This is a genomic window from Granulicatella adiacens ATCC 49175, from assembly GCF_025150565.1.
GTDB lineage: Bacteria > Bacillota > Bacilli > Lactobacillales > Aerococcaceae > Granulicatella > Granulicatella adiacens.
On the sequence record NZ_CP102283.1, the window covers coordinates 144,404 to 166,520 of the forward strand.

Consider the following 22,117-nt stretch of genomic DNA (forward strand, 5'->3'; position numbering starts at 1 on the left):
GCCGTTCCATGGAAAATTTCATTCTCAAACGATTATGGCTTGATCGCGATAAAAAAGCACGCCAAGATTGGGAATGGTTAATGGATCAGGCTAACCTTGGCAAGACGGAACAAGTCGATTACACAGTTGCAATTTATCATCACTCTGGTGACATTGCAGCGACGGGTTCTTTAGACCGCAACATTTTGAAATGTTTAGTGGTTTGTAAAAAATATCAATCAGAAAATCTGTTAACGCATCTTGTGATGGCCCTTCTAGATGAATTAAGAGAACGTTTGTACACAAACAGTTTTGTCTATACAAAACCAAAGAACATTATCTTCTTTAAATCTTTAGGGTACCGCGTGATTGCCGAAACAGAAAATCTTGCCTTTTTAGAACAAGGCATCCCTTCCTTTAGTGATTATTTAAAATTACTAAAAGAACATTTCGTAGAAGGAAGTAGCAATAGTGCCATTGTCATGAATGCCAATCCTTTTACGCTGGGACATCAATATTTGGTAGAAACGGCTGCTCGTCAGTCGAGTCACCTCTACGTATTCGTTGTTTCTGAGGATCGTTCGTTCTTTCATACGAATGACCGAATGGAAATGGTTAAACGTGGTGTGAGTCATTTGCCAAACGTAACGGTGCTTCCAACCAGAGACTACATGGTCTCAAGTGCGACTTTCCCATCCTACTTCTTGAAAGAGAAGGCGGATTTGGAAGTGGCAAAAGTTCAAGCAACATTGGATGCAACACTCTTCTTAGAAAACATTGTTCCAACGTTACAATTGACCAAACGTTTTGTGGGTCAAGAACCACTCTCCCCAGTTACCTCCGTTTATAATGACGCGCTAAGAGATGCTTTTGGGAGCGACTTAGAATTAGTCATTATAGATAGACTTTCTGTTCGAGAGGAAGTGGTGAGTGCGACGCGGGTGCGCGCTGCCATTCAAGATAAAAACGTAGACGAGTTAAAACAGCTCGTTCCAGCAACTACGTATCATTATTTAGAAGAAAAACATTTCATTGGTTAAAATCCAAAAGAAAAGGTGGAAACAATAATGGAAATTAAAAAAAGTGCAGTAGTCGGCACTTTGGAATCAAGTGACATTATGATTACTTTAAATCCAAGTACCGCTGGTCGAATCGACATTCAATTAGAAAGTAGTGTCGAAAAACAATTCGGAAATCAAATCCGTCGTGTTATCGAAGATACTTTATCAAAATTAGGAATTACTTCAGTAGAAGTAGTTGCTGTAGATAAAGGTGCTTTAGATTGCACAATTCAAGCTCGTACAGTGACAGCTGTTCACCGTGCATCAGAAGTTGAAAACTACGACTGGAAGGAGATTGACTCATGGAACGCTTAAGAAGAACAATGATGTTCGTACCTGGTGCTAACGCAGCAATGTTGCGTGATGCTCCACTTTACGGCGCAGACTCAATTATGTTTGACTTAGAAGATGCTGTATCTTTAAAAGAAAAAGACTCAGCTCGTGTATTAGTACACTTCGCATTAAAAACTTTTGACTACAGCAATGTAGAAACAGTTGTACGTATCAACGGTTTAGATACAACAGGTGCTTTAGATATTGAAGCAGTTGTACTAGCTGGTGTAAATGTTGTTCGTTTACCAAAAACTGAAACAGCGCAAGATATCGTAGACGTAGATGAAATCATCACTCGCGTTGAACGTGAAAACAACATCCCAGTAGGCCGCACTAAAATGATGGCTGCGATTGAATCTGCTGAAGGTGTGTTAAACGCTCGCGAAATCGCTAAAGCAAGTGACCGTTTAATCGGGATCGCTTTAGGTGCTGAAGACTACGTAACAAACATGAAAACTCGTCGTTACCCTGATGGACAAGAGTTATTCTTCGCTCGTAGCATGATCTTACACGCTGCTCGTGCTGCAGGAATCGCTGCTATCGATACTGTTTACTCTAACGTAGACAACATGGATGGATTCCGTGAAGAAGTAGAACGCATCAAACAATTAGGTTTCGATGGAAAATCTGTTATTAACCCTCGTCAAATTCCTGTGGCTAATGCAGTATATGCACCAACAGAAAAAGAAATTCAAAACGCTAAAGAAGTTATCTGGGGAATTCGTGAAGCTGAAGCAAAAGGTTCAGGTGTTATCTCAGTTAACGGTAAAATGGTCGACAAACCAATCGTTGAACGTGCTGAGCGCGTAATCGCATTGGCGAAAGCGGCTGGATTGATTAGCGAGGAGGAAATTTAAGATGGTATTAAATAAAGCTGGACGTGACATTCCACAAGAATATGCAGATCAATATGGGGTATACGAAGGTGAGTTAGCTCGCATTAAACCTTATGAAGCAGCTAGCCGTAAAATTAAACCTGTTGAACCTCGTCAAGAAAAATTATTAGGTAGCATTCGTGAAGCTATTGAAAAAACTGGCTTAAAAGATGGCATGACAATCTCATTCCACCACCACTTCCGTGAAGGAGACTATGTGATTAACATGGTTATGGAAGAAATTGCAAAAATGGGAATTAAAAACCTATCAATCGCGCCTTCTTCAATCGCAAACGTACACGAACCATTAATCGAACACATCAAAAACGGTGTTGTAACAAACATTACTTCATCAGGTTTACGTGATAAATTAGGGGCAGCCATCTCTAGCGGGATCATGGAAAACCCAGTTGTGATTCGTTCACACGGTGGACGTGCTCGTGCAATCACTGCAGGAGACATCCACATCGACGTTGCCTTCATCGGAGCTCCAAGTTCTGACGAGTACGGTAACATCAACGGTACAAAAGGGAAAGCAACTTGCGGTTCTTTAGGATACGCAATGATCGACGCTAAATACGCTGATCAAGTAGTTGCCATTACTGATAGCCTTGTACCATATCCAAACACTCCAATCAGCATTCCACAAACAGACGTGGACTACGTGGTTGTCGTTGATGAAATCGGGGATCCTAAAGGGATTGCTAAAGGGGCAACTCGTTTCACTAAAAACCCTAAAGAATTATTAATCGCAGAATACGCTGCTAAAGTAATCACTGGTTCTCCATATTACAAAGAAGGATTCTCATTCCAAACTGGTACAGGTGGAGCTTCTCTTGCTGCAACTCGTTTCATCCGTGAAGCGATGATTAAAGACGGCATCAAAGCAAGTTTTGTACTTGGGGGGATTACAAACTCAATGTGCGAATTGTTAGAAGAAGGTTTAGTTGAGAAAGTCATCGACGTTCAAGACTTCGACCACCCATCAGCAATTTCACTTGCAAACAACGCAAACCACTATGAAATCGACGCAAGCATGTACGCAAACCCATTATCTAAAGGTTCAGTAATCAACCGTTTAGACGTTGCCATCCTTTCTGCTTTAGAAGTAGATACAGACTTCAACGTAAACGTAATGACAGGTTCTGACGGTGTTATCCGTGGAGCTTCAGGTGGTCACTGTGATACAGCTTTTGCTTCAAAAATGTCAATGGTTATCAGCCCATTAGTACGTGGACGCATCCCTACATTCGTAGAATCAGTAAATACTGTGATTACTCCTGGTACAAGTGTGGACGTGGTTGTTACTGAAGTTGGTATTGCCATCAACCCTAACCGTCAAGACTTAATTGAACACTTCAAAGGTTTAGATGTACCTCAATACACAATCAAAGAATTACAAGAAAAAGCATACAGCATCGTTGGAAACCCAGAACCAATTCAATATGGTGACAAAGTGGTTGCGGTCATCGAATACCGTGATGGAAGCATCATCGACGTTGTTCGCAATGTTTAATTCCTTGTTTGACGGGGCACCGGTAGACATCATGCAAATGCTTGATGCCAGAGAAAGACGTGCTCATACCCAACAACAATTACTAGAACAATTTAATCCGTGTGTATTGGTGTCTATTACACTCAATATTCCAGGTCCTGTTAAAAATTCAGAGGCGATTACAACCGTCTTCGCCTCTGTGATTTCTGAATTGGACGCCACATTAGCGTCTTTTGAGAGACTTCATCAAGAAGATTTCTCACTTTCAACAGGACTGGAATATTACCGTGTATTCAGTGGCGACGCTCTTGAAGTAAAGCGTGTCGTTGCTCAGTTTGAAGAAGGACACCCGCTCGGACGATTACTGGATATCGATGTCGTGGAAATGGCCGGAGAGACACCAACTCCAATTTCCAGAACAGCCCTTGGAATGCCTCCAAGACGTTGTTTTATCTGCAATGAGGAAGCAAAAGTGTGCGCCCGTTCTAGAAAGCACACGGTCCTAGAAATGCAAGAGCATATCGCTCACATGATTGCAGCATACACATCGACCCAAAGACCTTAAGAAAGGAAGATATTATGAGCAAAATTATCCGTTTAACTGAAACGGTTTTGCGTGACGGACAACAAAGTCAAATCGCGACTCGTATGTCAACTGAAGATATGTTACCAATCTTGGAAACATTAGATCAAGCTGGATTCCATGCGTTAGAAGTATGGGGAGGAGCAACTTTTGACTCTTGTATTCGTTTCTTGAATGAAGACCCATGGGAACGTCTACGTCAAATTCGCGCAGCAGTGAAAGATACAAAGTTGCAAATGTTATTACGTGGACAAAACCTATTAGGATACCGTAACTATGCTGATGATGTGGTACGTTTATTCGTAGAAAAATCTGTACAAAACGGAATCGACATTATTCGTGTATTCGATGCTTTAAACGATGTTCGTAACATGAAGACATCTATCGAAGCAACAAAATTAGCAGGCGGACACTGCCAAACAGCGATTTCTTACACAACAAGTCCAGTTCACACTGTAGACTACTACGTTGATTTAGTAGGACGCATGGCAGAATTCGGTGCAGACTCAATCTGTATTAAAGACATGGCTGGGGTATTAACACCTCAAACAGGTTACGAATTAGTAAGCCGTATTAAAGAAAAAACTGATCTTCCTTTAGAAGTTCACACGCATGCTACAAGCGGTATTTCTGAAATGACTTACTTAAAAGTAGCTGAAGCAGGCGCAGATATTATCGACACTTGCTTATCATCATTCTCTGGTGGTACAAGCCAACCTGCAACTGAATCAATGGTCTTATCTTTAGAAGAATTAGGATTTAACACTGGCGTGGACATGAAGAAAGTGGAAGAAGCAACAGCTCACTTCAACGGCATTCGTGATAAATTCCGTGCAGAAGGTATCTTAAACCCTAAAGTTAAAGATACAGAACCAAAAACATTAATTTACCAAGTACCTGGTGGAATGTTATCAAACCTTTTAAGTCAATTAACAGAACAAGGCTTAGCAGATAAATACGACGAAGTATTAGCTGAAGTGCCTAAAGTTCGTGCAGACTTAGGATACCCACCACTTGTAACACCATTATCACAAATGGTTGGGACACAAGCGGTAATGAACGTGATTTCAGGCGAACGTTTCAAACTCGTTCCAAAAGAAATCAAAGACTACGTTTTAGGATTATACGGACAAGCTCCAGCAGAAATTAATCCTGAAGTGAAAGAAAAAATTATCGGAGATGCAGAAGTAGTGACGGTTCGTCCAGCTGACTTAATCGAAGATCAATTACCAGAAATTCGCGAAGAGATTAAAGAATACGCTAAATCTGACGAAGATGTGTTAATGTACGCACTCTTCCCACAACAAGCAAAAGACTTCTTGGGTCGCCGCGAAGATCCATTCTACGATGTACCATTACAAACAGTAGATGTTACTTTAGACTTACAATAATTTCTAAGAAAGCTGAAAAGCAAGGCCCTGTAGCCCTGCTTTTCAGCTTTTTGTGTGCTTTAAACTGTGCTATAATGAGAAGAAAGACAATGCAAAGGAAGTGAAGGAATGGGACGTTTTAGGGAAGATATGGCAACGTATAAAAAGAATGATCCGGCGGCTAGAAGCAGCTTGGAAATCGTTTTGACGTACCCAGGATATCACGCAACGGTCTTGCACCGCGCAGCGCATTGGTTACATACGAAGGCAAAACTGAGACTGCTTGCTCGAATGGTCAGCGGCTTTAGTCGGTTCCTCACAGGAATTGAGATTCATCCAGGAGCTACGATTGGACGAAGATTTTTTATCGACCATGGCATGGGGATCGTGATTGGAGAAACGTCCATTATCGGAGATGATGTGAAGATGTTCCACGCGGTAACCTTAGGTGGAACCGGGAAAGATACAGGCAAACGCCATCCGACCATCGAAAACGGCGTGCTCTTATCAGCGCATTCGCAAGTGATTGGGCCTGTAACAGTTGGAGAATATGCCAAGATTGGAGCAGCGGCAGTCGTTCTAGAAGATATTCCACCACATACAACAGCGGTAGGATTACCAGCGAGAGTGGTTCGCATCCATACACCAGAAGAGATTGAAAGAGATACTACTATCGGAGGAAAATTATGATTCAAATCTACAATACTTTAACAAGACAAAAAGAAGCATTCAAACCGATTGAAGAAGGCAAAGTACGTATGTACGTGTGCGGTCCAACGGTTTATAACTATATTCATATCGGGAATGCTCGTAGTACGGTTTCCTTTGATACGATTCGTCGCTACTTTGAATACCGCGGTTATGACGTGAATTTCGTTTCGAATTTTACGGATGTGGACGATAAAATCATTCGAGTGGCCAATGAGACAGGCATGACAGCTGAAGAAGTCTCAAAGAAATATATTGAAGCATTCTTTGAAGATACAAACGCGCTAAACGTGAAGAAGGCGACTTTAAATCCAACGGTTATGAATACCATGGATGATATTATTGCCTTTGTAGCAGATTTAATCGATAAAGGAATGGCCTACGAATCAGAAGGTGATGTGTATTTCATTACTGAAAAGTTTGAAGGTTATGGAAAACTCAGCGACCAACGCATCGAAGACTTACAGATGGGGGCAAGTAATCGTACCGCCTCTGAAGATGATGCGAAGAAACGCAATCCACTAGACTTTGCATTATGGAAGAACGCAAAACCGAATGAAATTAGCTGGAACTCTCCATGGGGAAAGGGCCGTCCAGGATGGCATATTGAATGCTCTGTAATGGCGACAAAACACCTAGGGGATACGATCGACATTCACGGTGGCGGACAAGACTTAGCGTTCCCTCACCACGAAAACGAAATCGCGCAAAGTGAATCCAAAACAGGGAAAAAATTTGCGAACTACTGGATGCACAATGCATTTGTGACGATGGGCGAGGAGAAAATGAGTAAATCTCTAGGAAACTTCGTACTCGTTCACGACTTAATCCAACAACTCGACCCACAAGTGCTCCGTTTCTTCTTAGCAAGTGCGCACTACCGTCGTCCATTGAAATTTAGTGAAGCGGCTCTTCAAGAAGCAGCCGTGAACCTTGAAAAAGTACAAACGACTTTCAAAAATGCTCGCTACCGCCTAGAAACAGCCGTAGATGCATTGCCAGAAGATGCAGAACGTTTGGCAAAATTTGCAGCGATTGAAGCAGATTTCCAAAAAGAAATGGATGATGACTTCAATGCGGCAAACGGCATGACGGTGCTATATCAATGGTTGAAAGAATGGAATGTGTACTTAGAACAAGAAGTGGTTTCTAAAGCAGTACTCGAAGCACTCCTTGAAAAAGCAGCGGTTCTATTTGGAATCTTCGGTATCGTGGAAAAACAAGAAGCACTGCTCGATGATGATATTCAAGCATTAATCGAGGAACGTCTTGAAGCGCGTAAGGCGAAGAACTTTGCTCGCAGTGACGAGATTCGTGATTTATTAAAAGAACAAGGGATTGTATTAGAAGACACTCCACAAGGAACAAGATGGAGAAGAGAAGCATGACAGAAAAAAACTGGAAGCTGCTAAATGGTTTGGCACTCGCCTATATGGGGGACGGGATTTATGAAGTGTATGTCAGAAATCACGTGATGCAAAAAGGGCTCACAAAGCCAAATCAATTACATGCGACCGCAACGAAGTTTGTTTCAGCAAAAGCACAAGCACGCTTGATGCAACAAATGCTAGAGCAAGAAAACTTCTTAAATGAAGAAGAATTAGAAATTTATAAACGAGGACGCAATAGTAAGAGTCATACGGTGGCTAAAAATGCCGATGTCGGAACATATCGTATTGCGACTGGGTTTGAAGCATTGATGGGGTACTTATATTTATCAGGCCAACAAGCACGCCTAGAAGAACTCATCAACTGGTGCTTACAACAAGTGGAAGGTGAACAGTAACATGGCACGAAATGAATATGCACCAAAGAAAAAATCAAGAAACGGAAATCGCTCAGACCGTGGGCGTTCAGAGCGCGCTGAGAAGAGACCACGCCCTACTCGGGAACACGTAGAACGTGTTGAAGCTCAGGATGTGGTGGACTTTGTGTTTGGACGCCATGCAGTGGTGGAAGCTTTGCAAACGCCAGACCGCGTGAACCGCGTCTTTATCCAAGAAGGGACGTCTGGAAGAGATGCCGCAAAAGTCATTGACCTCGCACGTGAAAAAGGTATTCAAGTTCAAACCGTTCCGAAGACCAAGATTGAAGATTTGGTTGGGAATGCGGTTCATCAAGGACTTGTGGCTTCGATTGCAGCCTATGAATACGCCGACTTGGAAGATGTCTTCAAGAAAGCCGAAGAAAAAGGGGAGGATCCATTTATCGTCATCTTAGACGGTGTGGAAGATCCGCATAACTTAGGAAGTATTTTACGAACAGCTGATGCAACCGGGGTTCACGGTATTATTATTCCAAAACGCCGTTCCGCTTCACTGACGGCGACCGTTGCCAAAGCCTCAACCGGAGCCATCGAACACGTGCCAGTTGTCCGCGTGACGAATTTGACACAGACCATTGAACAATTGAAGGCTCGTGGCGTATGGGTGTTTGGAACCGATATGAACGGAACCGACTATCGCAAATGGAATACGAAAGGGCCTCTAGCGATTGTGATGGGGAACGAAGGAAAAGGCGTATCTCGAATTGTAAAAGAAAGCGTCGATGAGATGGTTACGATTCCAATGGTCGGGCATGTGCAAAGTCTCAATGCGAGTGTGGCAAGTGCTTTAATGATGTACGAAGTCTTCCGTAATCGTTCGCTATAGAAACGGAGGGAGCAGGTTGAAAAAGCAACTCTATATTGTAGATGGTTACAATATGATTGGAGCGTGGCCGGAACTGGTCGCTTTAAAGAAGCAAGACGACTTAGAGAGCGCGCGAGATTTACTCATTCAACGCTGCTCGAATTTTCAGAAGTTTGAAAATATCGAAGTCTGGATTGTGTTCGACGCCCAATTTGTACCAGGGATTACGCAGTCGTTTGACCAAGCGCAAGTGAAAGTGATTTTCACCTCTGAAGGAGAAACGGCCGATAGCTATATTGAACGCACCGTTTCCGAAATGAACACGCGACTCGTACAAGTGTCTGTTGCCACTAGCGACTTGGCAGAGCAGTGGCTTATCTTCCAAAAAGGAGCGCTTCGAAAGTCTGCACGGGATTTTTATAAGGAATTAGAGAGCAGTCGCGATAAACAGACGGAGCTTACGCGTCATTTTCATCAAAAAGGAAACGGCAGAAGAAATCCGTGGAGTGACGCTCAACTGTCCTTATTGAATCACTTGAGATTCAGTTTAGGGTCTAAGAAACGGAAGGAATAGTCCAGTTTTAGAGCTTTATTCATATAATATTCACAATTAGTCGCCTATGATTTCATATTAACAGTGTATAATCTGTGAAGAAACTTTATATTGAATACGATTTACGTGAAAAAGGAGTGTAAATGATGCATGTTTTAATGATTGAAGATACAGAAGCAGTTTGCGAAATGATGGAAATGTTTTTTGAAAACGAAGGCTGGAAAGCAAGTTTCTATCATGATGGAAAAGAAGGCTTCGATGCTTTTATGGAAAATCAATCCAAATGGGGCATTGTGATTTTAGATGTAAACTTACCTAGCATGGATGGCATGCAAATTTGCCGTCAAATCCGTCAGGTAAATCAAGCTGTTCCAATCGTGATGCTGACAGCTCGTGATTCTGAAAGTGACCAAGTCATTGGTCTTGAAATCGGAGCGGACGACTATGTAGCAAAACCATTTAGCGCGGTAACGATTATGGCGCGTATTAAAGCTCTTTTACGTCGTACACAAAGATCATCAGCTTCAGGTAGCGGGGCATTGTCAACGTTCGATGTAGAAACAGACCATGTCAAAATCAATACGAAGACGCATGAAGCGTTTATCGATGGAAAACAAATCGAAAACTTAACGCCAAAAGAGTTTGACTTATTAATGGTGATGGCGAAACATCAACGCCAAGTATTCACCCGTGAACATCTATTAACAAAAATCTGGGAAGATCCATTCTACGGGGATGAACGTACAGTAGATGCTCATATTAAGAAACTTCGTCAAAAGATTGAAGCTGTAGGACCACACGTGATTCATACAGTTTGGGGCGTAGGGTATAAATTTGATGATAGCGAGTTGTAATCAATGAAGTACTTTTATCAGCAACTATTTGGGTTCCTTTCCGTTGTATTGGTAACCATTGTTGCTTGTGGAATTCTTTTCTATAATGTAATGAGCAATAATATCTACACGCAAAGATCGCAACAATTGCAGTCTTATGCCAAAGGGATTATTGCTTCTGAGATGAGCTATGCGGATATTAAAAAAATAGGGACGGCTTTAAAAGAAGAAAATGTCACTATTGCGATTTTTGACGAACAAAATAATATGACTTTTCCGTCGAAGCATCCTGCTAGTGAAAACTCGTTATCAGAAGAGGAGTTAAATCACCTAAAAAACGGGTCTGCCATTAACTTAAAAGAGGTTCAAACAGACTTCTCTGGAGATCCTGTAGAAAACTTATTGACCGTTTATTATCCGATTATTAAAGAAAAGCAATATAAAGGATATGTCGCTTTAGCGAGTCCTATCAGTCGTATCCAAACAGAGGTGAGAGAACTCAGAAACTCGATGTTTATCGCGTTTGGTGCGGCAGGAATTATCGGAATGTTGATGAGCTTTATTTTTGCGAACTATCAAAACAGACGCATTAATAAATTACGTCAAGCCACCCATAAAATTTCTGAAGGGGACTTTGATGTTCAGTTAAAAGTGGATAGCCAAGATGAGTTTGACGAATTGATGCTAGACTTTAATAGCATGGCGCGTTCCTTACGTGAAATGGAAAAAGAAGTCGAGCGACAAGAAAATGTTCGTAGGCAATTTATGATGGACGTGGCTCATGAAATGAGAACACCTCTAACAACGATGAACGGCTTGTTAGATGGCTTGAAATACAATATGGTTCCAGAATCTAGAAGGGGACGTTCGCTCGAACTCATTTCAAGTGAGACACAACGATTGATTCGACTCGTCAATGAGAATCTGGATTATGAAAAGATTCGTTCAAACCAAATCGTGTTAGTGCAACATCGTTTTGCAGGCCTTGGAGCGATCCGAGCGGTTGTGGAACAAATGCAAGCACTGACTAAAGTGAAAAATAATGAAATCTCTTATGAATGTGATCCAGAGTTTAGTGTATATGCGGATTATGACCGTTTTGTACAAATTTTGGTGAATATTACGAAAAACGCAAACCAATTTACCGATGATGGTAAAATCGTGGTGAAAGCTTGGAACGATGGTAAAAAAGCCATTGTTGAAATTTCAGATACGGGAATTGGAATTGACAAGAGAGAAATTAATGAAATCTGGGAACGTTTCTATAAAGCAGACATTTCCAGAAAGAGTACGAAGTATGGAGAAAGTGGGCTAGGACTGGCGATTGTTAAATCACTAGTGGATAGTCATCATGGTAGAATCTCTGTACGAAGTGAAATCGGTCAAGGGACTACATTTAGAGTAGTGTTCCCTGGGGAGCCGGAATTATCATAGATTGAAAAACGAACAAGGAGGAAGACCATGTATTTATTAGGTCCATTCTATCGATGGATAGTAGAGATTTTTGCGGACCGAGTGAACCATCTTCCACTTGTTCGTTTGTTTATTTTTAGCTTAGACCACGCTATCGTCCTTTTTATAGGATGGTTGATCGTTTGGTCTATTTCTTTATTGTTTAGAAAAAGAAAACGAATTGTGTGGAAATGGGAACTCTATCGCAATTTATTTATCTTCTATTTAATCCTACTTTCCCAGGTGACGATTTTTAGAAACTTGGATGAATCCTTTACCGTGGAATTTGTCATGCATCCACTCTCAGATATTATGTGGGTTCCATTTGTGGATAGTATCAAACTCTTTATGCAAGGTTCGATATTTGCAGCGTATTATAATGTAGTGGGAAATATTGTTTGGTTTATGCCACTTGGTTTCTTCTGCGGGATGCTGTATGGAAGTAAAAAAGGAGAATCGCGCTCGCTGAAATACGGGTTCTTGACCTCGTTTTTCATCGAGTTTGCACAGTTTATATTTTATACAGGGGTCAGCCATATTGATGACATTATTTGTAATGTTCTAGGCAGTTGGCTGGGATTTCTCTTGTATCGGTTGATTAAGAAGCGGAGGAAAAAATAATGACGGGAAAGATTGTCGTAAAAAGTAAAACGGCATCGAGCATCAAAAAAGGAAGTCCACTGATTAGTCAGATGGACCTTGCGCAAGAACTTCGCGCAGATGAAGGTGAAGTAGTAAAAGTTGTTGACCAACAACATCGATTCTTAGGAATGGCGTATGTCGGATTCCAAAACAAGGGGGTTGCGTGGGTCTATAGCCGCGAGGAAGACGAAGCGTTGGATGATGCGTTCTTTAGTGGCATCTTCAAAACCGCCTTCTGGAATCGCCGTGCCCTCCTGCATTCTGACGATACGACAGCGTTTCGTCTCTTTAATGGGGAAGGCGATGGCTTTGGCGGAGTGACAATCGACTGGTATGACGGGTTTATTGTCGTTTCTTGGTACAGCGAAGGCGTGTATCATTATCGTGACTTGATTTTAACGCAGGCGCTTGGGGCATTTGAAGGTGTCAAAGGGGTCTACGAAAAGATTCGTTTTAAAAACGAAGCGGATTTACCAGAAAGTAGGTTTGTTGGTGGGACAGAAGCGCCAGAACCACTGATTGTGCTAGAAAATGGCGTTAAATACGCGACTTATATGAACGAAGGACTAATGACCGGTATCTTTTTGGACCAACGTGAAGTCCGTGAAACCATCCGTCAGCGCTACAGTGCCGGTCGGACCGTGTTAAATACATTTAGTTATACGGGTGCTTTTTCTGTAGCCGCAGCGATGGGAGGAGCGACTAAAACAACGTGTGTGGATGTTGCTAACCGTAGCCTGGAGAAAACAAAAGAACAATTTGCAGTAAACGGCATTGACCCTGAGACACAACAAATCTATGTCATGGACGTTTTTGATTATTTCAAATACGCGTTGAAGAAACAGTTGACATTCGATACCGTTGTGGTCGACCCACCAAGCTTTGCACGTACGAAGAAGCGTACTTTTTCTGTAGTAAAAGATTACGGGACACTAGTGGCGCAAATCACCCCATTAGTCGCACCAAAAGGCACGCTTGTGTTATCTACAAACGCAGCGAATGTGACTGAATCCCAGTTCCAACAAATGATTGAACAGGGGATTCGTGAAGCAGACGGTAATCGTCGCTATCGCATTGTCTTGAAGAAAGGCTTACCAAGCGATTTTGCAGTACCAGCATCGACTCCGCTGAGCGATTATCTCAAAGTTTTCTTTATTGAATTTAACAATTAGCACAACTGCCCGAAATTCACTTATAAGTGAATTTCGAGCAGTTTACGTATGCACCTCACATTCCCAGCACAAACCCCGTCCTCATCGCATTCTTGCAGCATGGGAGGCCGTTATAGGCACCGACATGTCATTTTCGCACTTTGGCACAAATCCCATTGCAACGCGATTTCTAGCAGTTCACTTTTTTGCAAAAAAATCCCATTTTCTTACAAACCACGAAAAACTTGCGGATTTTATAACCACAGCATTGGGGAATAGCAACCAATGTGAATTACTGACTCTAGGGTGAAACCCGTAGAGTCAGTTTGAAGCTTGGTAAGAATTGAGACGAAAGGCTCAATCCGGTGCCCCATTGCAGTGGTTATAAATTAATCCCCAAGGATTGGAAGTGGTTTGTAAGACCAACGCAAGTTTTTTTTACATAAGAGGGAACTATAAATATTGCATTGCAAATTAAGTTTTGATATAATACCAAAGTGCATGAAAATGCACATGTCGGAACACCGTGGGAGGAGAAATCTTCATCTCCATTAAACCACGCACGAAACAATCAAGGAGGTAATGTCTCGTGGCTAAAAAAGTTGTAAAACTAGTTAAATTACAAATTCCTGCAGGTAAAGCAACTCCAGCTCCACCAGTAGGTCCAGCTTTAGGTCAAGCACAAGTGAACATCATGGGATTCTGTAAAGAATTCAATGCTCGTACAGCTGACCAAGCAGGTTTAATCATTCCGGTTGTGATTTCAGTTTATGAAGACCGTTCATTCGACTTCATCTGTAAAACACCACCAGCAGCAGTATTATTAAAGAAAGCTGCTAAAGTAGAAAAAGGTTCAGGCGAACCAAACAAGAAAAAAGTTGCTACTGTAACTCGTGATCAAGTTAGAGAAATTGCTGAATTAAAAGCACCTGACTTAAATGCAGCAGACGTAGAAGCTGCTATGCGCATGGTCGAAGGTACAGCCCGTTCAATGGGATTTGTAGTAGAAGGCTAAAAACAAATGCAGCTTCCAAAAGTCCCTAGCACGAGTGTTCCACTCATGGACTTTGTGGGAGGTAAAACCGTTAAAACCACACAATAGGAGGAAATTATACAATGGCAAAGAAAAGCAAAAAATATTTAGAAGCCGCTAAAAAAATCGATTCTTCTAAAGCTTACCCAGTTCAAGAAGCAATCGCATTAGCAAAAGAAACAGATTTCGCTAAATTTGATGCATCTGTAGAAGTTGCATACCGTTTAGGTTTAGATCCAAAGAAAGCTGACCAACAATTACGTGGAGCAGTTGTACTTCCAAACGGAACTGGTAAAACTCAACGCGTATTAGTATTCGCAAAAGGTGAAAAAGCTAAAGAAGCTGAAGCAGCTGGTGCAGACTACGTTGGTGACAGCGAATTAGCTCAAAAAATCCAAGGTGGGTGGTTTGAGTTTGACGTTATCGTTGCAACACCTGACATGATGGGTGAAGTTGGTCGTTTAGGTCGTGTATTAGGACCTAAAGGCTTAATGCCAAACCCTAAAACAGGTACTGTTACAATGGACGTAACTAAAGCTGTTGAAGAAATCAAAGCTGGTAAAGTTACTTACCGTGTTGACAAAGCTGGTAACATCCACGTTCCAATCGGTAAAGTTTCATTCTCAGATGAAAAATTAGTAGAAAACTTCAAAACAATTCACGAAACATTATTACGTATCAAACCTGCTACAGTTAAAGGTCAATACGTACGTAACGTTGCTGTGACAACTACTTTCGGCCCTGGGGTTAAAGTAGACGTAGCTTCTCTATAATTTAAAATGAATGAACCAGGCTAAGTGCTTGGTTCATTTTTTATTAGTGTTTTTTGTTGACAATGAAGAGTCAATCGTGTAAACTAATAAAAGTTGAATGCGACCGAAGACAGTAGGGGGCGCTAGCCTTAATATCCTACCGAGGGAGAACAAGTTGATCTTATTTCTCTGTGTCTTTGTGGGCATAGAGATTTTTTTATGCCCTACCTAAATTTCAGGAGGTGAAAAACGAAGATGAGTGAAGCAATCATTGCTAAAAAAGCACAACAAGTTGCAGAAGTTGCTGAACAGTTCAAAAACGCATCATCAGTTGTTGTTGTTGACTATTTAGGAATTACTGTAGAACAAGCTACAAATCTACGTTCAGAATTACGTAAAGCAGGTGTACAATTTGCCGTTGTTAAAAACAGCATTTTATCACGTGCAGCTAAAGAAGCTGGTTTAGAAGGAATGGATGACGTTTTCAAAGGACCATCAGCTGTAGCTTTCAGTAACGAAGATGTAGTAGCTCCTGCTAAAATCTTAGCTGACTTTGCTAAAAAAGTTGAAGCTTTAGAAATTAAAGCAGGTGTGGTTGAGGGTAAAGTTTCTTCAAAAGAAGAAATCGAAGCTCTTGCAAAACTACCAAGCCGCGAAGGGTTACTTTCAATGCTATTATCAGTATTACAAGCACCAGTTCGCAACACTGCATTGGCAATCAAAGCCGTTGCAGATCAAAAAGATGGCGCAGCAGCTTAATAAAGCGAGCTAGCTAACTTTAAAAACACAAAACAAAAATTATTAAAACAACCAAAAAATGGAGGAAATTAAAAATGGCATTAAACATTGAACAAATCATTGCTGACATTAAAGAAGCAACTGTATTAGAATTAAACGACTTAGTAAAAGCTATCGAAGAAGAATTTGGCGTAACAGCAGCAGCTCCTGTAGCTGTAGTAGCAGGTGGCGCTGGTGAAGCTGCAGAAGAAAAAACTGACTTCACTGTAGAATTAACTTCTGCTGGAGACCAAAAAATTAAAGTAATCAAAGTTGTTCGTGAAGCAACTGGATTAGGATTAAAAGAAGCTAAAGCATTAGTTGATGGCGCTCCTGGCGTATTAAAAGAAGGCGTAGCTAAAGAAGAAGCTGAAGCATTAAAAGCTCAATTAGAAGAAGTTGGCGCTTCAGTAACATTAAAATAATTTTTAATGACATGTTTAAAGGTCGGACTATCCAGTCCGACCTTTTTTGTTGGATATAATCATGTGAACTGACTTTGAGAAGAATTATGATGTGTTTTTTGAACGCTTGGGTTACAATAGTAAAAGAAATGGTAGTGGAAAGGGAGCTTTTTGATGAAATTTCATGAATTTGGAGATAATCACAATCCTCATATTGTATTAATTCATGGTGGAGGGAATTCATGGTGGAATTATTTGAGACAAGCGAGACTTCTGTCAGATAAATACCATGTGATTTTACCAGTGCTAGATGGTCATGGTGAGGAGTATCAAAAGGAATATGTGTCCACTGAACGATCTGCGCAGGAGCTCCTGGAGTATATAAGAAAGCATTGCGATGGGCATGTATTTGCTTTAGGCGGAGTCTCTCTTGGTGGGCAGATTGTCATGGAGTTACTTTCGTTAGATGCTCATATTGCTGATAAAGTAATTATTGACGGAAGTCTATGTATACCACAACCTAAACTAGCAAAAATGAGCATCGCCTTTGTAAAATGTTTTGGGAAGTTGATGTTCGGTAAGGCAGCATGTAAAATGCAACTGAAACTCATGAAAAAGATGTATCCTAAGATGGCTTATCCAGAAGAATTAGAACACTACTATTTGGAAGATATGCCACGATTGCCGATGAAAACATTAGTAACGATTTATAAGACCTATATGGCCAGTTATCAATTGAAACCAGCGATTTCTGATAGTTCAGCAGAGGTTCTTTATATTTATGGAGAAAAGGAAATGAAGTGCGTGAAGGAATCGGCAAAACTATTTCAACAGATGCATCCTAATTGCACGCTGTATGAAGCAAAGGGGTATAATCACGGATATTTATCCACTTATCTTCCCTTGGAGTGGATGGAATTAGTAACACCATTTTTAGAAAGAAATGAGTAGCCTTAAAAGGAAAGGGGGTTTAGCAATGTCACTTACGAGTCATATTGTCCGTACGTTATTTACCATCGGGGACTTAAAACGAGACTTGGGTTGGGTTCCACCAACGAATGTAGAGACTGTTGAAAATTTATCTTATGGATCCTGCGACAAGTGGCATCTGCTGGATCTCTATCGTCCAAAAGACAAGGAAGGCAAATTGCCTGTACTCCTTAATATTCACGGAGGCGCTTGGGTTTACGGGGATAAGAAGGTATACGCTCCGTATTGTATGTATTTAGCTGCTCAGGGGTTTGCAGTGGTAAATGCTAGCTACCGACTTGCGCCAAAGCATACTTTTCCAGCTCCTTTAGAAGATGTAGGAAGCATTATGGAGTGGGTTGTTACGAATGCAAAAGAGTACCGCCTTGATCCAAGCAATCTCTTTTTAGTAGGAGACTCTGCAGGAGCGCATTTAGCAACAGCGTACACGGCGATTCAATTAAACCAGGAGTATGCCAAAGCCTTTCCAGGAATTACAGTGTCCAAGAAGCTTGTTCCAAAGGCGCTCGTGTTAAATTGCGGAGTCTTTGATATGGAAGGGGAAGTAGAACATAGAGGAGTGCTATTAACGCCGTTCTTAACGGATATTCTTGGAGAAAAGCCAACAGGATCTTCTATTAAGAAAATGAGCCCGGTTCGTTACATTACACCAGATTTTCCACCTGTATACTTAGCCACTAGTAATGGGGATTTCCTACGAAAGCATTCGCACCGATTGAAAGAAGTGTTGGAGCAAAAGCAAATTGATTTTGTATTTAAAGAGTACGGGAATAACAAGAAAACCCAGGGACATGTATTCCATTTGAATTTAAAGAATAAAGTGGGACAAACTTGTAATCAAGAGCAGATCAAATTCGTTCGAAAAATCATGGAACGGTAAAAGGCAAACAGAAAAAGAACCATCCTGTTGTGATATGTACCCCCTTTACTGGACAAACCAGTAAAGGGGGTATTTATTATGCGTTACTCATTTGAATTCAAAATGAAATGAGTAGAATTGTATCGACAAGGAACGTGGGCAGAAACGCCTAAAAAAGTTAAGCAAAAGAGTTTTAGAAGAAAAATTCACATTTGTTCTACAGGTTTTAAATGGGAAAACTCTTACAGAAGTTTCTTTTTCAGAAGGAATTAGTGATGGATTATTAAGTTCTTGGGTCCACAAGTATCAAACTTATGGATATAATGGTCTAAAGAATAAGAAAAGAGGGCGACCATTATCTAAGGAGCCTATTATGAATAAAAAAAGCTGTACCTGATAACCTTTCAGAATCCGAACGAGAAGAATTAGTTCGATTACGTGAACGAAATGCATATTTAGAAGCTGAAAATGCTGTTATAAAAAAATGAGAACCTTGAGAGAAGAACAGGAAGCTGCGCTTCTCAAGGCGAGAAAGCAGCGATCATCAAGGAATTACGAGAAGTAGGATAATAACTAAAACATCTTCTTAAAGCGATGAAAATGGCTAAATCTACTTACTATTTTGAATTAACTAAAGTTGATGTAGTGGCTGAGAAGAATGGTGTTTTATTATCAGAAATCAAAAAAATATTTCATGAAAATAAAGGTAGATATGGCGTTAGAAGAATTTACCAAGAACTTTGCCGTAAAGGTTACGTAGTTAATCATAAAAGAGTTCAACGTCTTATGCATGTAAATGGATTGTTTGGGAAACGCCCTAAAGAAAAATACCATTCTTATCAAGGCAATGTTGGGAAAGTTGCTGATAATATTATTAACAGAGAGTTTACGGCCGATAGGCCACTTCAAAAATGGAGTACAGATGTTTCTTAATTCACTTTTCCTTGGGGAAAATGTTTCTTTTCTCCAATTTTAGATATGTCTACTAATGAAATAATCTCCTATGATCTTTCTCTAAGTCCCGACTTAGAACAGATTCAAAGGATGTTAAATAAAGCTTTTAAAAAATTCCCTGATGTAAATGGATTGATTCTCCATTCTGATCAAGGTTGGCAATATCAACACGCATTTTATCAAAAGTCATTAAGAGAACGAGGGATTATTCAATCAATGTCTCGAAAAGGAATTTGTTATGATAACTGCATTATAGAAACCTTCTTGCCAGAATGAAGAACGAAATGTTCTATGGTTTGGAAAAGGAATATTCTACCTTTAAGGAATTTCAAACGGCAATTAAAGATTACATAGATTATTACAATAACAAAAGAATTCAAGAAAAAACAAAATGGATGTCCCTGTTCAATACAGGGAAACATCCATGCGTTCAGCTTAATTATTAATATGTCCAGGATTCTGGGTACATATCACCTGAGGATGGTTCTTTTTTATTTTCTTAATTGGTGAGTGAGTTGGTAACTGGATTCTAAAATTTCGTTTTGACGGCGGTCGTCTTTTTGGAGAAGTCCAAGATACAACAAGTCGATTAAGAATAGGGAGTCGTTTCGGCTGGTGATCGCAGCAGAACGAATAATATTCTCATGTCGAGGTACCTTTAAACTATAGGTGCTGAGCGAATCGAGTTGATTGTTTCCTAAAGCGGTAATCGAAACGGTTGGAATTTCTCTCGAATGTGCAATTTCAAAGGCGCTCGTGACTTCCTTGGTTTGGGCCGAATAGCTCACCCCAATGACGAGATCGTCCGGTGTCGCACTACCCAGGCTGGCTAATTGAATATGTGAATCAGTATGGTACAGGATATTTTTACCAATCCGGCTTAATTTGAAATAAAGGTCACTGCAGACCATTCCAGAAGCCCCTACCCCAAAGGTATAAATTTTACGCGCATTTTTCATGAGGTCGATGACTTTATCCAACACAATATCATCCACAAGTTCCAAGGTCATTTCATAAGAACGAGTGACCGTGCTAATTAATTTGGATTGGATGGTTTTGATAGAATCATCTTTTTCGATTTGCTCATCAATTGTTTGAGCGTTTTTTTGCGCAAGGTTTACTTTGAAACGAGAATAAGAGCGGTATCCAATCTTTTTAATGTATTTACTAATAGAAGAAGGCGAAACGCCAATATGTTCTGCCAATGTATGAATGCTAGAAGAGAGTACAATCTCTGAATGCTCTGAAATAAAAGCTTCAATTTTTTTGTCGGTGACGGTTAAATAGTTTTTCATATATAACTCCTTTCGTAGAAATTATGTTTCCAAAAATATTATACTACAAGAAATATTTTTTTAAAAATATAAAGAAATTTCTAAAATTCTATTTCAATGGTAACGCTTTTATGATAAAATGATTTCAGAAGGAAGTGGGAAGATGACAGATTTAATTAAGTTAGATACTGAAAAAAATAATCAACGAACAATAGATATCGATATTTTATCAACACAAGAAATCCTTCAAAAAATCAATGATGAAGATCAAACTGTTGCTTCTATTGTTTCTAAAAGTGTTCCCCAAATATCAGCTTTAGTAGACCAGATTGTTGATCGTATGCAAAAAGGTGGACGTCTATTCTATATTGGAGCTGGAACGTCGGGGAGGCTTGGAGTATTAGATGCGGCTGAATGTCCTCCAACATATGGAGTAGATAAAGGTCTAGTTGTTGGGATTATGGCAGGTGGAGATAATGCGATGTTTATTGCCCAAGAAGGAGCGGAAGATTCTCTTGAGCTAGCTCGAGGCGATTTATCTCAGTATCAAATAAATGAAAATGATACCGTAATTGGTTTAGCAGCTAGCGGTCGAACACCTTACGTGATTGGGGGATTACGTTATGCAAGAGAAATTGGGGCTTTAACTGGAGCCATCTCTTGTGTACAAAATGCAGAAATCTCTAAATTTGCAGATTATCCTATTGAGGCGGTTACAGGTGCAGAAGCGATTATGGGCTCTACACGAATGAAAGTTGGAACAGCTCAAAAGTTAATTCTCAATATGATTTCAACGAGTGTCATGATTAAGCTCGGTAAAGTGTATAAAAATTATATGGTTGACTTAAAACCAACGAATAAGAAACTTGTCGTTCGTTCTAAAAATATGATCCGTACTTTAACGGGAGTAGATGATGAGTTGGCAGAGAAGCTTTATGAAGAGAGTGGCCATAATGTAAAAAAAGCACTCATTATGGAAATAATGGATGTTGATAGGCAGACTGCCGAAGAAGCTTTAATGAAGGGAAATGGGCATATCAAGCGCGCCATCCAAGTATTAGGAGGTGATATTTAATGCAAGATATGGAACTAATTATTTTTGAAATCATCAGTAATGGTGGAAATGCCAAAGCTTTAGTATATGAAGCGATGGAAGAATCTGAAAAAGGAAATTTTGAAGAGGCTAGAAAATTACTTGAAGAGGCTGATACATTTTTAAATAAAGCACATCAAGTACAAACAGACTTAATTCAAAAAGAAGCAGCGGGTGAAAGAAATGAAGTTACAGTACTTTTTGTACATGCTCAAGATCACCTAATGACTTCTATAGAAGTTAGAACTCTAGCAGAAAATGTTATTCGAATGAATGAAAGACTTTGGAAGTTAGAACATAAAGAGTAAGGAGAAAA

27 protein-coding genes, 1 pseudogene and 1 other annotated feature are annotated in these 22,117 nt (G+C 40.3%); of the genes and pseudogenes, 27 read left to right on the plus strand and 1 reads right to left on the minus strand.

Going from position 1 to position 22,117, the window contains the following annotated elements:
• The first annotated feature begins 8 nt into the window (after window positions 1-8).
• The 25 genes and pseudogenes from citC to NQ540_RS09750 all read left to right on the plus strand — a co-directional run bounded on the left by citC (window position 9) and on the right by NQ540_RS09750 (window position 19,880).
• Window positions 9-1,019 carry a [citrate (pro-3S)-lyase] ligase gene (gene citC, locus NQ540_RS00760; protein WP_005607861.1) on the plus strand — a complete coding sequence of 337 codons (1,011 nt, stop codon included), beginning with the start codon at window positions 9-11 and terminating at the stop codon, window positions 1,017-1,019.
• Window positions 1,020-1,046: 27 nt separating this feature from the next.
• A complete protein-coding gene (gene citD, locus NQ540_RS00765) occupies window positions 1,047-1,355 on the plus strand; it encodes a citrate lyase acyl carrier protein (protein ID WP_005607859.1) in 309 nt (102 codons plus the stop codon).
• Window positions 1,343-2,230, plus strand: coding sequence for a citrate (pro-3S)-lyase subunit beta (gene citE, locus NQ540_RS00770; RefSeq protein WP_005607857.1), 888 nt, complete (start codon window positions 1,343-1,345; stop codon window positions 2,228-2,230). Before citD ends, citE begins: the two co-directional genes overlap by 13 nt.
• 1 nt (window position 2,231) lies before the next feature.
• On the plus strand, window positions 2,232-3,764 hold the full coding sequence (citF, locus tag NQ540_RS00775; RefSeq protein ID WP_005607854.1) for a citrate lyase subunit alpha: 1,533 nt from the start codon (window positions 2,232-2,234) through the stop codon (window positions 3,762-3,764).
• A complete protein-coding gene (citX, locus tag NQ540_RS00780) occupies window positions 3,757-4,308 on the plus strand; it encodes a citrate lyase holo-[acyl-carrier protein] synthase (RefSeq protein ID WP_005607851.1) in 552 nt (183 codons plus the stop codon). Before citF ends, citX begins: the two co-directional genes overlap by 8 nt.
• A gap of 14 nt (window positions 4,309-4,322) precedes the next feature.
• A complete protein-coding gene (locus NQ540_RS00785; protein WP_005607848.1) occupies window positions 4,323-5,717 on the plus strand; it encodes an oxaloacetate decarboxylase subunit alpha in 1,395 nt (464 codons plus the stop codon).
• A gap of 108 nt (window positions 5,718-5,825) precedes the next feature.
• The gene (gene epsC / locus NQ540_RS00790; RefSeq protein ID WP_005607845.1) at window positions 5,826-6,386 is read left to right on the plus strand and encodes a serine O-acetyltransferase EpsC; all 561 of its coding nucleotides are present in this window, start codon (window positions 5,826-5,828) and stop codon (window positions 6,384-6,386) included.
• Window positions 6,383-7,792: a cysteine--tRNA ligase gene (gene cysS / locus NQ540_RS00795; protein ID WP_005607842.1), complete on the plus strand. Its 1,410-nt coding sequence runs from the start codon at window positions 6,383-6,385 to the stop codon at window positions 7,790-7,792. The genes epsC and cysS overlap by 4 nt, the downstream gene beginning before the upstream one ends.
• Window positions 7,789-8,190, plus strand: coding sequence for a Mini-ribonuclease 3 (locus NQ540_RS00800; protein WP_005607838.1), 402 nt, complete (start codon window positions 7,789-7,791; stop codon window positions 8,188-8,190). The genes cysS and NQ540_RS00800 overlap by 4 nt, the downstream gene beginning before the upstream one ends.
• Before the next feature lies 1 nt (window position 8,191).
• Window positions 8,192-9,055 (plus strand): 23S rRNA (guanosine(2251)-2'-O)-methyltransferase RlmB, encoded by an 864-nt coding sequence (rlmB, locus tag NQ540_RS00805; protein ID WP_005607835.1) that lies wholly within the window; start codon window positions 8,192-8,194, stop codon window positions 9,053-9,055.
• A gap of 16 nt (window positions 9,056-9,071) precedes the next feature.
• Window positions 9,072-9,608, plus strand: a complete 537-nt coding sequence (locus tag NQ540_RS00810) for an NYN domain-containing protein (protein ID WP_005607832.1) — start codon at window positions 9,072-9,074, stop codon at window positions 9,606-9,608.
• 125 nt (window positions 9,609-9,733) lie between these two features.
• Window positions 9,734-10,441 (plus strand): response regulator transcription factor, encoded by a 708-nt coding sequence (locus tag NQ540_RS00815; RefSeq protein ID WP_039849258.1) that lies wholly within the window; start codon window positions 9,734-9,736, stop codon window positions 10,439-10,441.
• Window positions 10,442-10,444: 3 nt separating this feature from the next.
• Complete coding sequence (locus NQ540_RS00820; RefSeq protein ID WP_005607825.1) at window positions 10,445-11,854, plus strand: sensor histidine kinase; 1,410 nt, start codon at window positions 10,445-10,447, stop codon at window positions 11,852-11,854.
• Window positions 11,855-11,881: 27 nt separating this feature from the next.
• Window positions 11,882-12,493 (plus strand): VanZ family protein, encoded by a 612-nt coding sequence (locus NQ540_RS00825; protein ID WP_005607822.1) that lies wholly within the window; start codon window positions 11,882-11,884, stop codon window positions 12,491-12,493.
• Window positions 12,493-13,686, plus strand: a complete 1,194-nt coding sequence (locus NQ540_RS00830) for a class I SAM-dependent rRNA methyltransferase (protein ID WP_005607819.1) — start codon at window positions 12,493-12,495, stop codon at window positions 13,684-13,686. Before NQ540_RS00825 ends, NQ540_RS00830 begins: the two co-directional genes overlap by 1 nt.
• Before the next feature lie 568 nt (window positions 13,687-14,254).
• Window positions 14,255-14,680 carry a 50S ribosomal protein L11 gene (rplK, locus tag NQ540_RS00835; RefSeq protein ID WP_005607816.1) on the plus strand — a complete coding sequence of 142 codons (426 nt, stop codon included), beginning with the start codon at window positions 14,255-14,257 and terminating at the stop codon, window positions 14,678-14,680.
• A 101-nt stretch (window positions 14,681-14,781) separates the two neighbouring features.
• A complete protein-coding gene (gene rplA, locus NQ540_RS00840) occupies window positions 14,782-15,471 on the plus strand; it encodes a 50S ribosomal protein L1 (protein ID WP_005607812.1) in 690 nt (229 codons plus the stop codon).
• A gap of 85 nt (window positions 15,472-15,556) precedes the next feature.
• Window positions 15,557-15,677, plus strand: a sequence feature (ribosomal protein L10 leader region).
• A gap of 28 nt (window positions 15,678-15,705) precedes the next feature.
• Entirely contained in the window at window positions 15,706-16,209 is a 504-nt protein-coding gene (rplJ, locus tag NQ540_RS00845; RefSeq protein WP_005607810.1) for a 50S ribosomal protein L10, read from the plus strand.
• Window positions 16,210-16,283: 74 nt separating this feature from the next.
• Window positions 16,284-16,652 carry a 50S ribosomal protein L7/L12 gene (gene rplL / locus NQ540_RS00850; protein ID WP_005607807.1) on the plus strand — a complete coding sequence of 123 codons (369 nt, stop codon included), beginning with the start codon at window positions 16,284-16,286 and terminating at the stop codon, window positions 16,650-16,652.
• Between the two features lie 153 nt (window positions 16,653-16,805).
• Entirely contained in the window at window positions 16,806-17,582 is a 777-nt protein-coding gene (locus NQ540_RS00855; RefSeq protein ID WP_005607804.1) for an alpha/beta fold hydrolase, read from the plus strand.
• Between the two features lie 25 nt (window positions 17,583-17,607).
• On the plus strand, window positions 17,608-18,501 hold the full coding sequence (locus NQ540_RS00860; RefSeq protein WP_039849257.1) for an alpha/beta hydrolase: 894 nt from the start codon (window positions 17,608-17,610) through the stop codon (window positions 18,499-18,501).
• Window positions 18,502-18,622: 121 nt separating this feature from the next.
• Window positions 18,623-18,877: a helix-turn-helix domain-containing protein gene (locus NQ540_RS00865; RefSeq protein WP_223429393.1), complete on the plus strand. Its 255-nt coding sequence runs from the start codon at window positions 18,623-18,625 to the stop codon at window positions 18,875-18,877.
• 197 nt (window positions 18,878-19,074) lie between these two features.
• Window positions 19,075-19,413 carry an IS3 family transposase gene (locus tag NQ540_RS00870; RefSeq protein ID WP_005607799.1) on the plus strand — a complete coding sequence of 113 codons (339 nt, stop codon included), beginning with the start codon at window positions 19,075-19,077 and terminating at the stop codon, window positions 19,411-19,413.
• Window positions 19,414-19,437: 24 nt separating this feature from the next.
• Window positions 19,438-19,710 (plus strand): annotated as a pseudogene (locus NQ540_RS00875) (transposase); the annotation flags it as partial.
• 8 nt (window positions 19,711-19,718) lie between these two features.
• Window positions 19,719-19,880, plus strand: a complete 162-nt coding sequence (locus NQ540_RS09750) for an IS3 family transposase (protein WP_169304272.1) — start codon at window positions 19,719-19,721, stop codon at window positions 19,878-19,880.
• Between the two features lie 45 nt (window positions 19,881-19,925).
• Here NQ540_RS09750 and NQ540_RS00880 read toward each other — a convergent pair whose 3' ends face one another.
• Window positions 19,926-20,729, minus strand: coding sequence for a MurR/RpiR family transcriptional regulator (locus NQ540_RS00880; RefSeq protein WP_005607788.1), 804 nt, complete (start codon window positions 20,727-20,729; stop codon window positions 19,926-19,928).
• Between the two features lie 142 nt (window positions 20,730-20,871).
• Between NQ540_RS00880 and murQ the strand changes: the two genes are divergently transcribed.
• Both murQ and NQ540_RS00890 read left to right on the plus strand, forming a co-directional pair.
• Entirely contained in the window at window positions 20,872-21,783 is a 912-nt protein-coding gene (gene murQ, locus NQ540_RS00885; protein ID WP_039849256.1) for an N-acetylmuramic acid 6-phosphate etherase, read from the plus strand.
• Window positions 21,783-22,109 (plus strand): PTS lactose/cellobiose transporter subunit IIA, encoded by a 327-nt coding sequence (locus tag NQ540_RS00890; protein ID WP_005607782.1) that lies wholly within the window; start codon window positions 21,783-21,785, stop codon window positions 22,107-22,109. Before murQ ends, NQ540_RS00890 begins: the two co-directional genes overlap by 1 nt.
• Window positions 22,110-22,117 lie beyond the last annotated feature (8 nt).

Bases quoted from the DNA above. Each gene is read 5' to 3' on its own strand.
- citC (WP_005607861.1), top strand. From the start codon at position 9: ATGGAAAATTTCATTCTCAAACGATTATGGCTTGATCGCGATAAAAAA.
- citD (WP_005607859.1), top strand. From the start codon at position 1,047: ATGGAAATTAAAAAAAGTGCAGTAGTCGGCACTTTGGAATCAAGTGAC.
- citE (WP_005607857.1), top strand. From the start codon at position 1,343: ATGGAACGCTTAAGAAGAACAATGATGTTCGTACCTGGTGCTAACGCA.
- citF (WP_005607854.1), top strand. From the start codon at position 2,232: ATGGTATTAAATAAAGCTGGACGTGACATTCCACAAGAATATGCAGAT.
- citX (WP_005607851.1), top strand. From the start codon at position 3,757: ATGTTTAATTCCTTGTTTGACGGGGCACCGGTAGACATCATGCAAATG.
- NQ540_RS00785 (WP_005607848.1), top strand. From the start codon at position 4,323: ATGAGCAAAATTATCCGTTTAACTGAAACGGTTTTGCGTGACGGACAA.
- epsC (WP_005607845.1), top strand. From the start codon at position 5,826: ATGGGACGTTTTAGGGAAGATATGGCAACGTATAAAAAGAATGATCCG.
- cysS (WP_005607842.1), top strand. From the start codon at position 6,383: ATGATTCAAATCTACAATACTTTAACAAGACAAAAAGAAGCATTCAAA.
- NQ540_RS00800 (WP_005607838.1), top strand. From the start codon at position 7,789: ATGACAGAAAAAAACTGGAAGCTGCTAAATGGTTTGGCACTCGCCTAT.
- rlmB (WP_005607835.1), top strand. From the start codon at position 8,192: ATGGCACGAAATGAATATGCACCAAAGAAAAAATCAAGAAACGGAAAT.
- NQ540_RS00815 (WP_039849258.1), top strand. From the start codon at position 9,734: ATGCATGTTTTAATGATTGAAGATACAGAAGCAGTTTGCGAAATGATG.
- NQ540_RS00820 (WP_005607825.1), top strand. From the start codon at position 10,445: ATGAAGTACTTTTATCAGCAACTATTTGGGTTCCTTTCCGTTGTATTG.
- NQ540_RS00825 (WP_005607822.1), top strand. From the start codon at position 11,882: ATGTATTTATTAGGTCCATTCTATCGATGGATAGTAGAGATTTTTGCG.
- NQ540_RS00830 (WP_005607819.1), top strand. From the start codon at position 12,493: ATGACGGGAAAGATTGTCGTAAAAAGTAAAACGGCATCGAGCATCAAA.
- rplA (WP_005607812.1), top strand. From the start codon at position 14,782: ATGGCAAAGAAAAGCAAAAAATATTTAGAAGCCGCTAAAAAAATCGAT.
- rplJ (WP_005607810.1), top strand. From the start codon at position 15,706: ATGAGTGAAGCAATCATTGCTAAAAAAGCACAACAAGTTGCAGAAGTT.
- rplL (WP_005607807.1), top strand. From the start codon at position 16,284: ATGGCATTAAACATTGAACAAATCATTGCTGACATTAAAGAAGCAACT.
- NQ540_RS00855 (WP_005607804.1), top strand. From the start codon at position 16,806: ATGAAATTTCATGAATTTGGAGATAATCACAATCCTCATATTGTATTA.
- NQ540_RS00860 (WP_039849257.1), top strand. From the start codon at position 17,608: ATGTCACTTACGAGTCATATTGTCCGTACGTTATTTACCATCGGGGAC.
- NQ540_RS00870 (WP_005607799.1), top strand. From the start codon at position 19,075: ATGAAAATGGCTAAATCTACTTACTATTTTGAATTAACTAAAGTTGAT.
- NQ540_RS09750 (WP_169304272.1), top strand. From the start codon at position 19,719: ATGTTCTATGGTTTGGAAAAGGAATATTCTACCTTTAAGGAATTTCAA.
- NQ540_RS00880 (WP_005607788.1), bottom strand. From the start codon at position 20,729: ATGAAAAACTATTTAACCGTCACCGACAAAAAAATTGAAGCTTTTATT.
- murQ (WP_039849256.1), top strand. From the start codon at position 20,872: ATGACAGATTTAATTAAGTTAGATACTGAAAAAAATAATCAACGAACA.
- NQ540_RS00890 (WP_005607782.1), top strand. From the start codon at position 21,783: ATGCAAGATATGGAACTAATTATTTTTGAAATCATCAGTAATGGTGGA.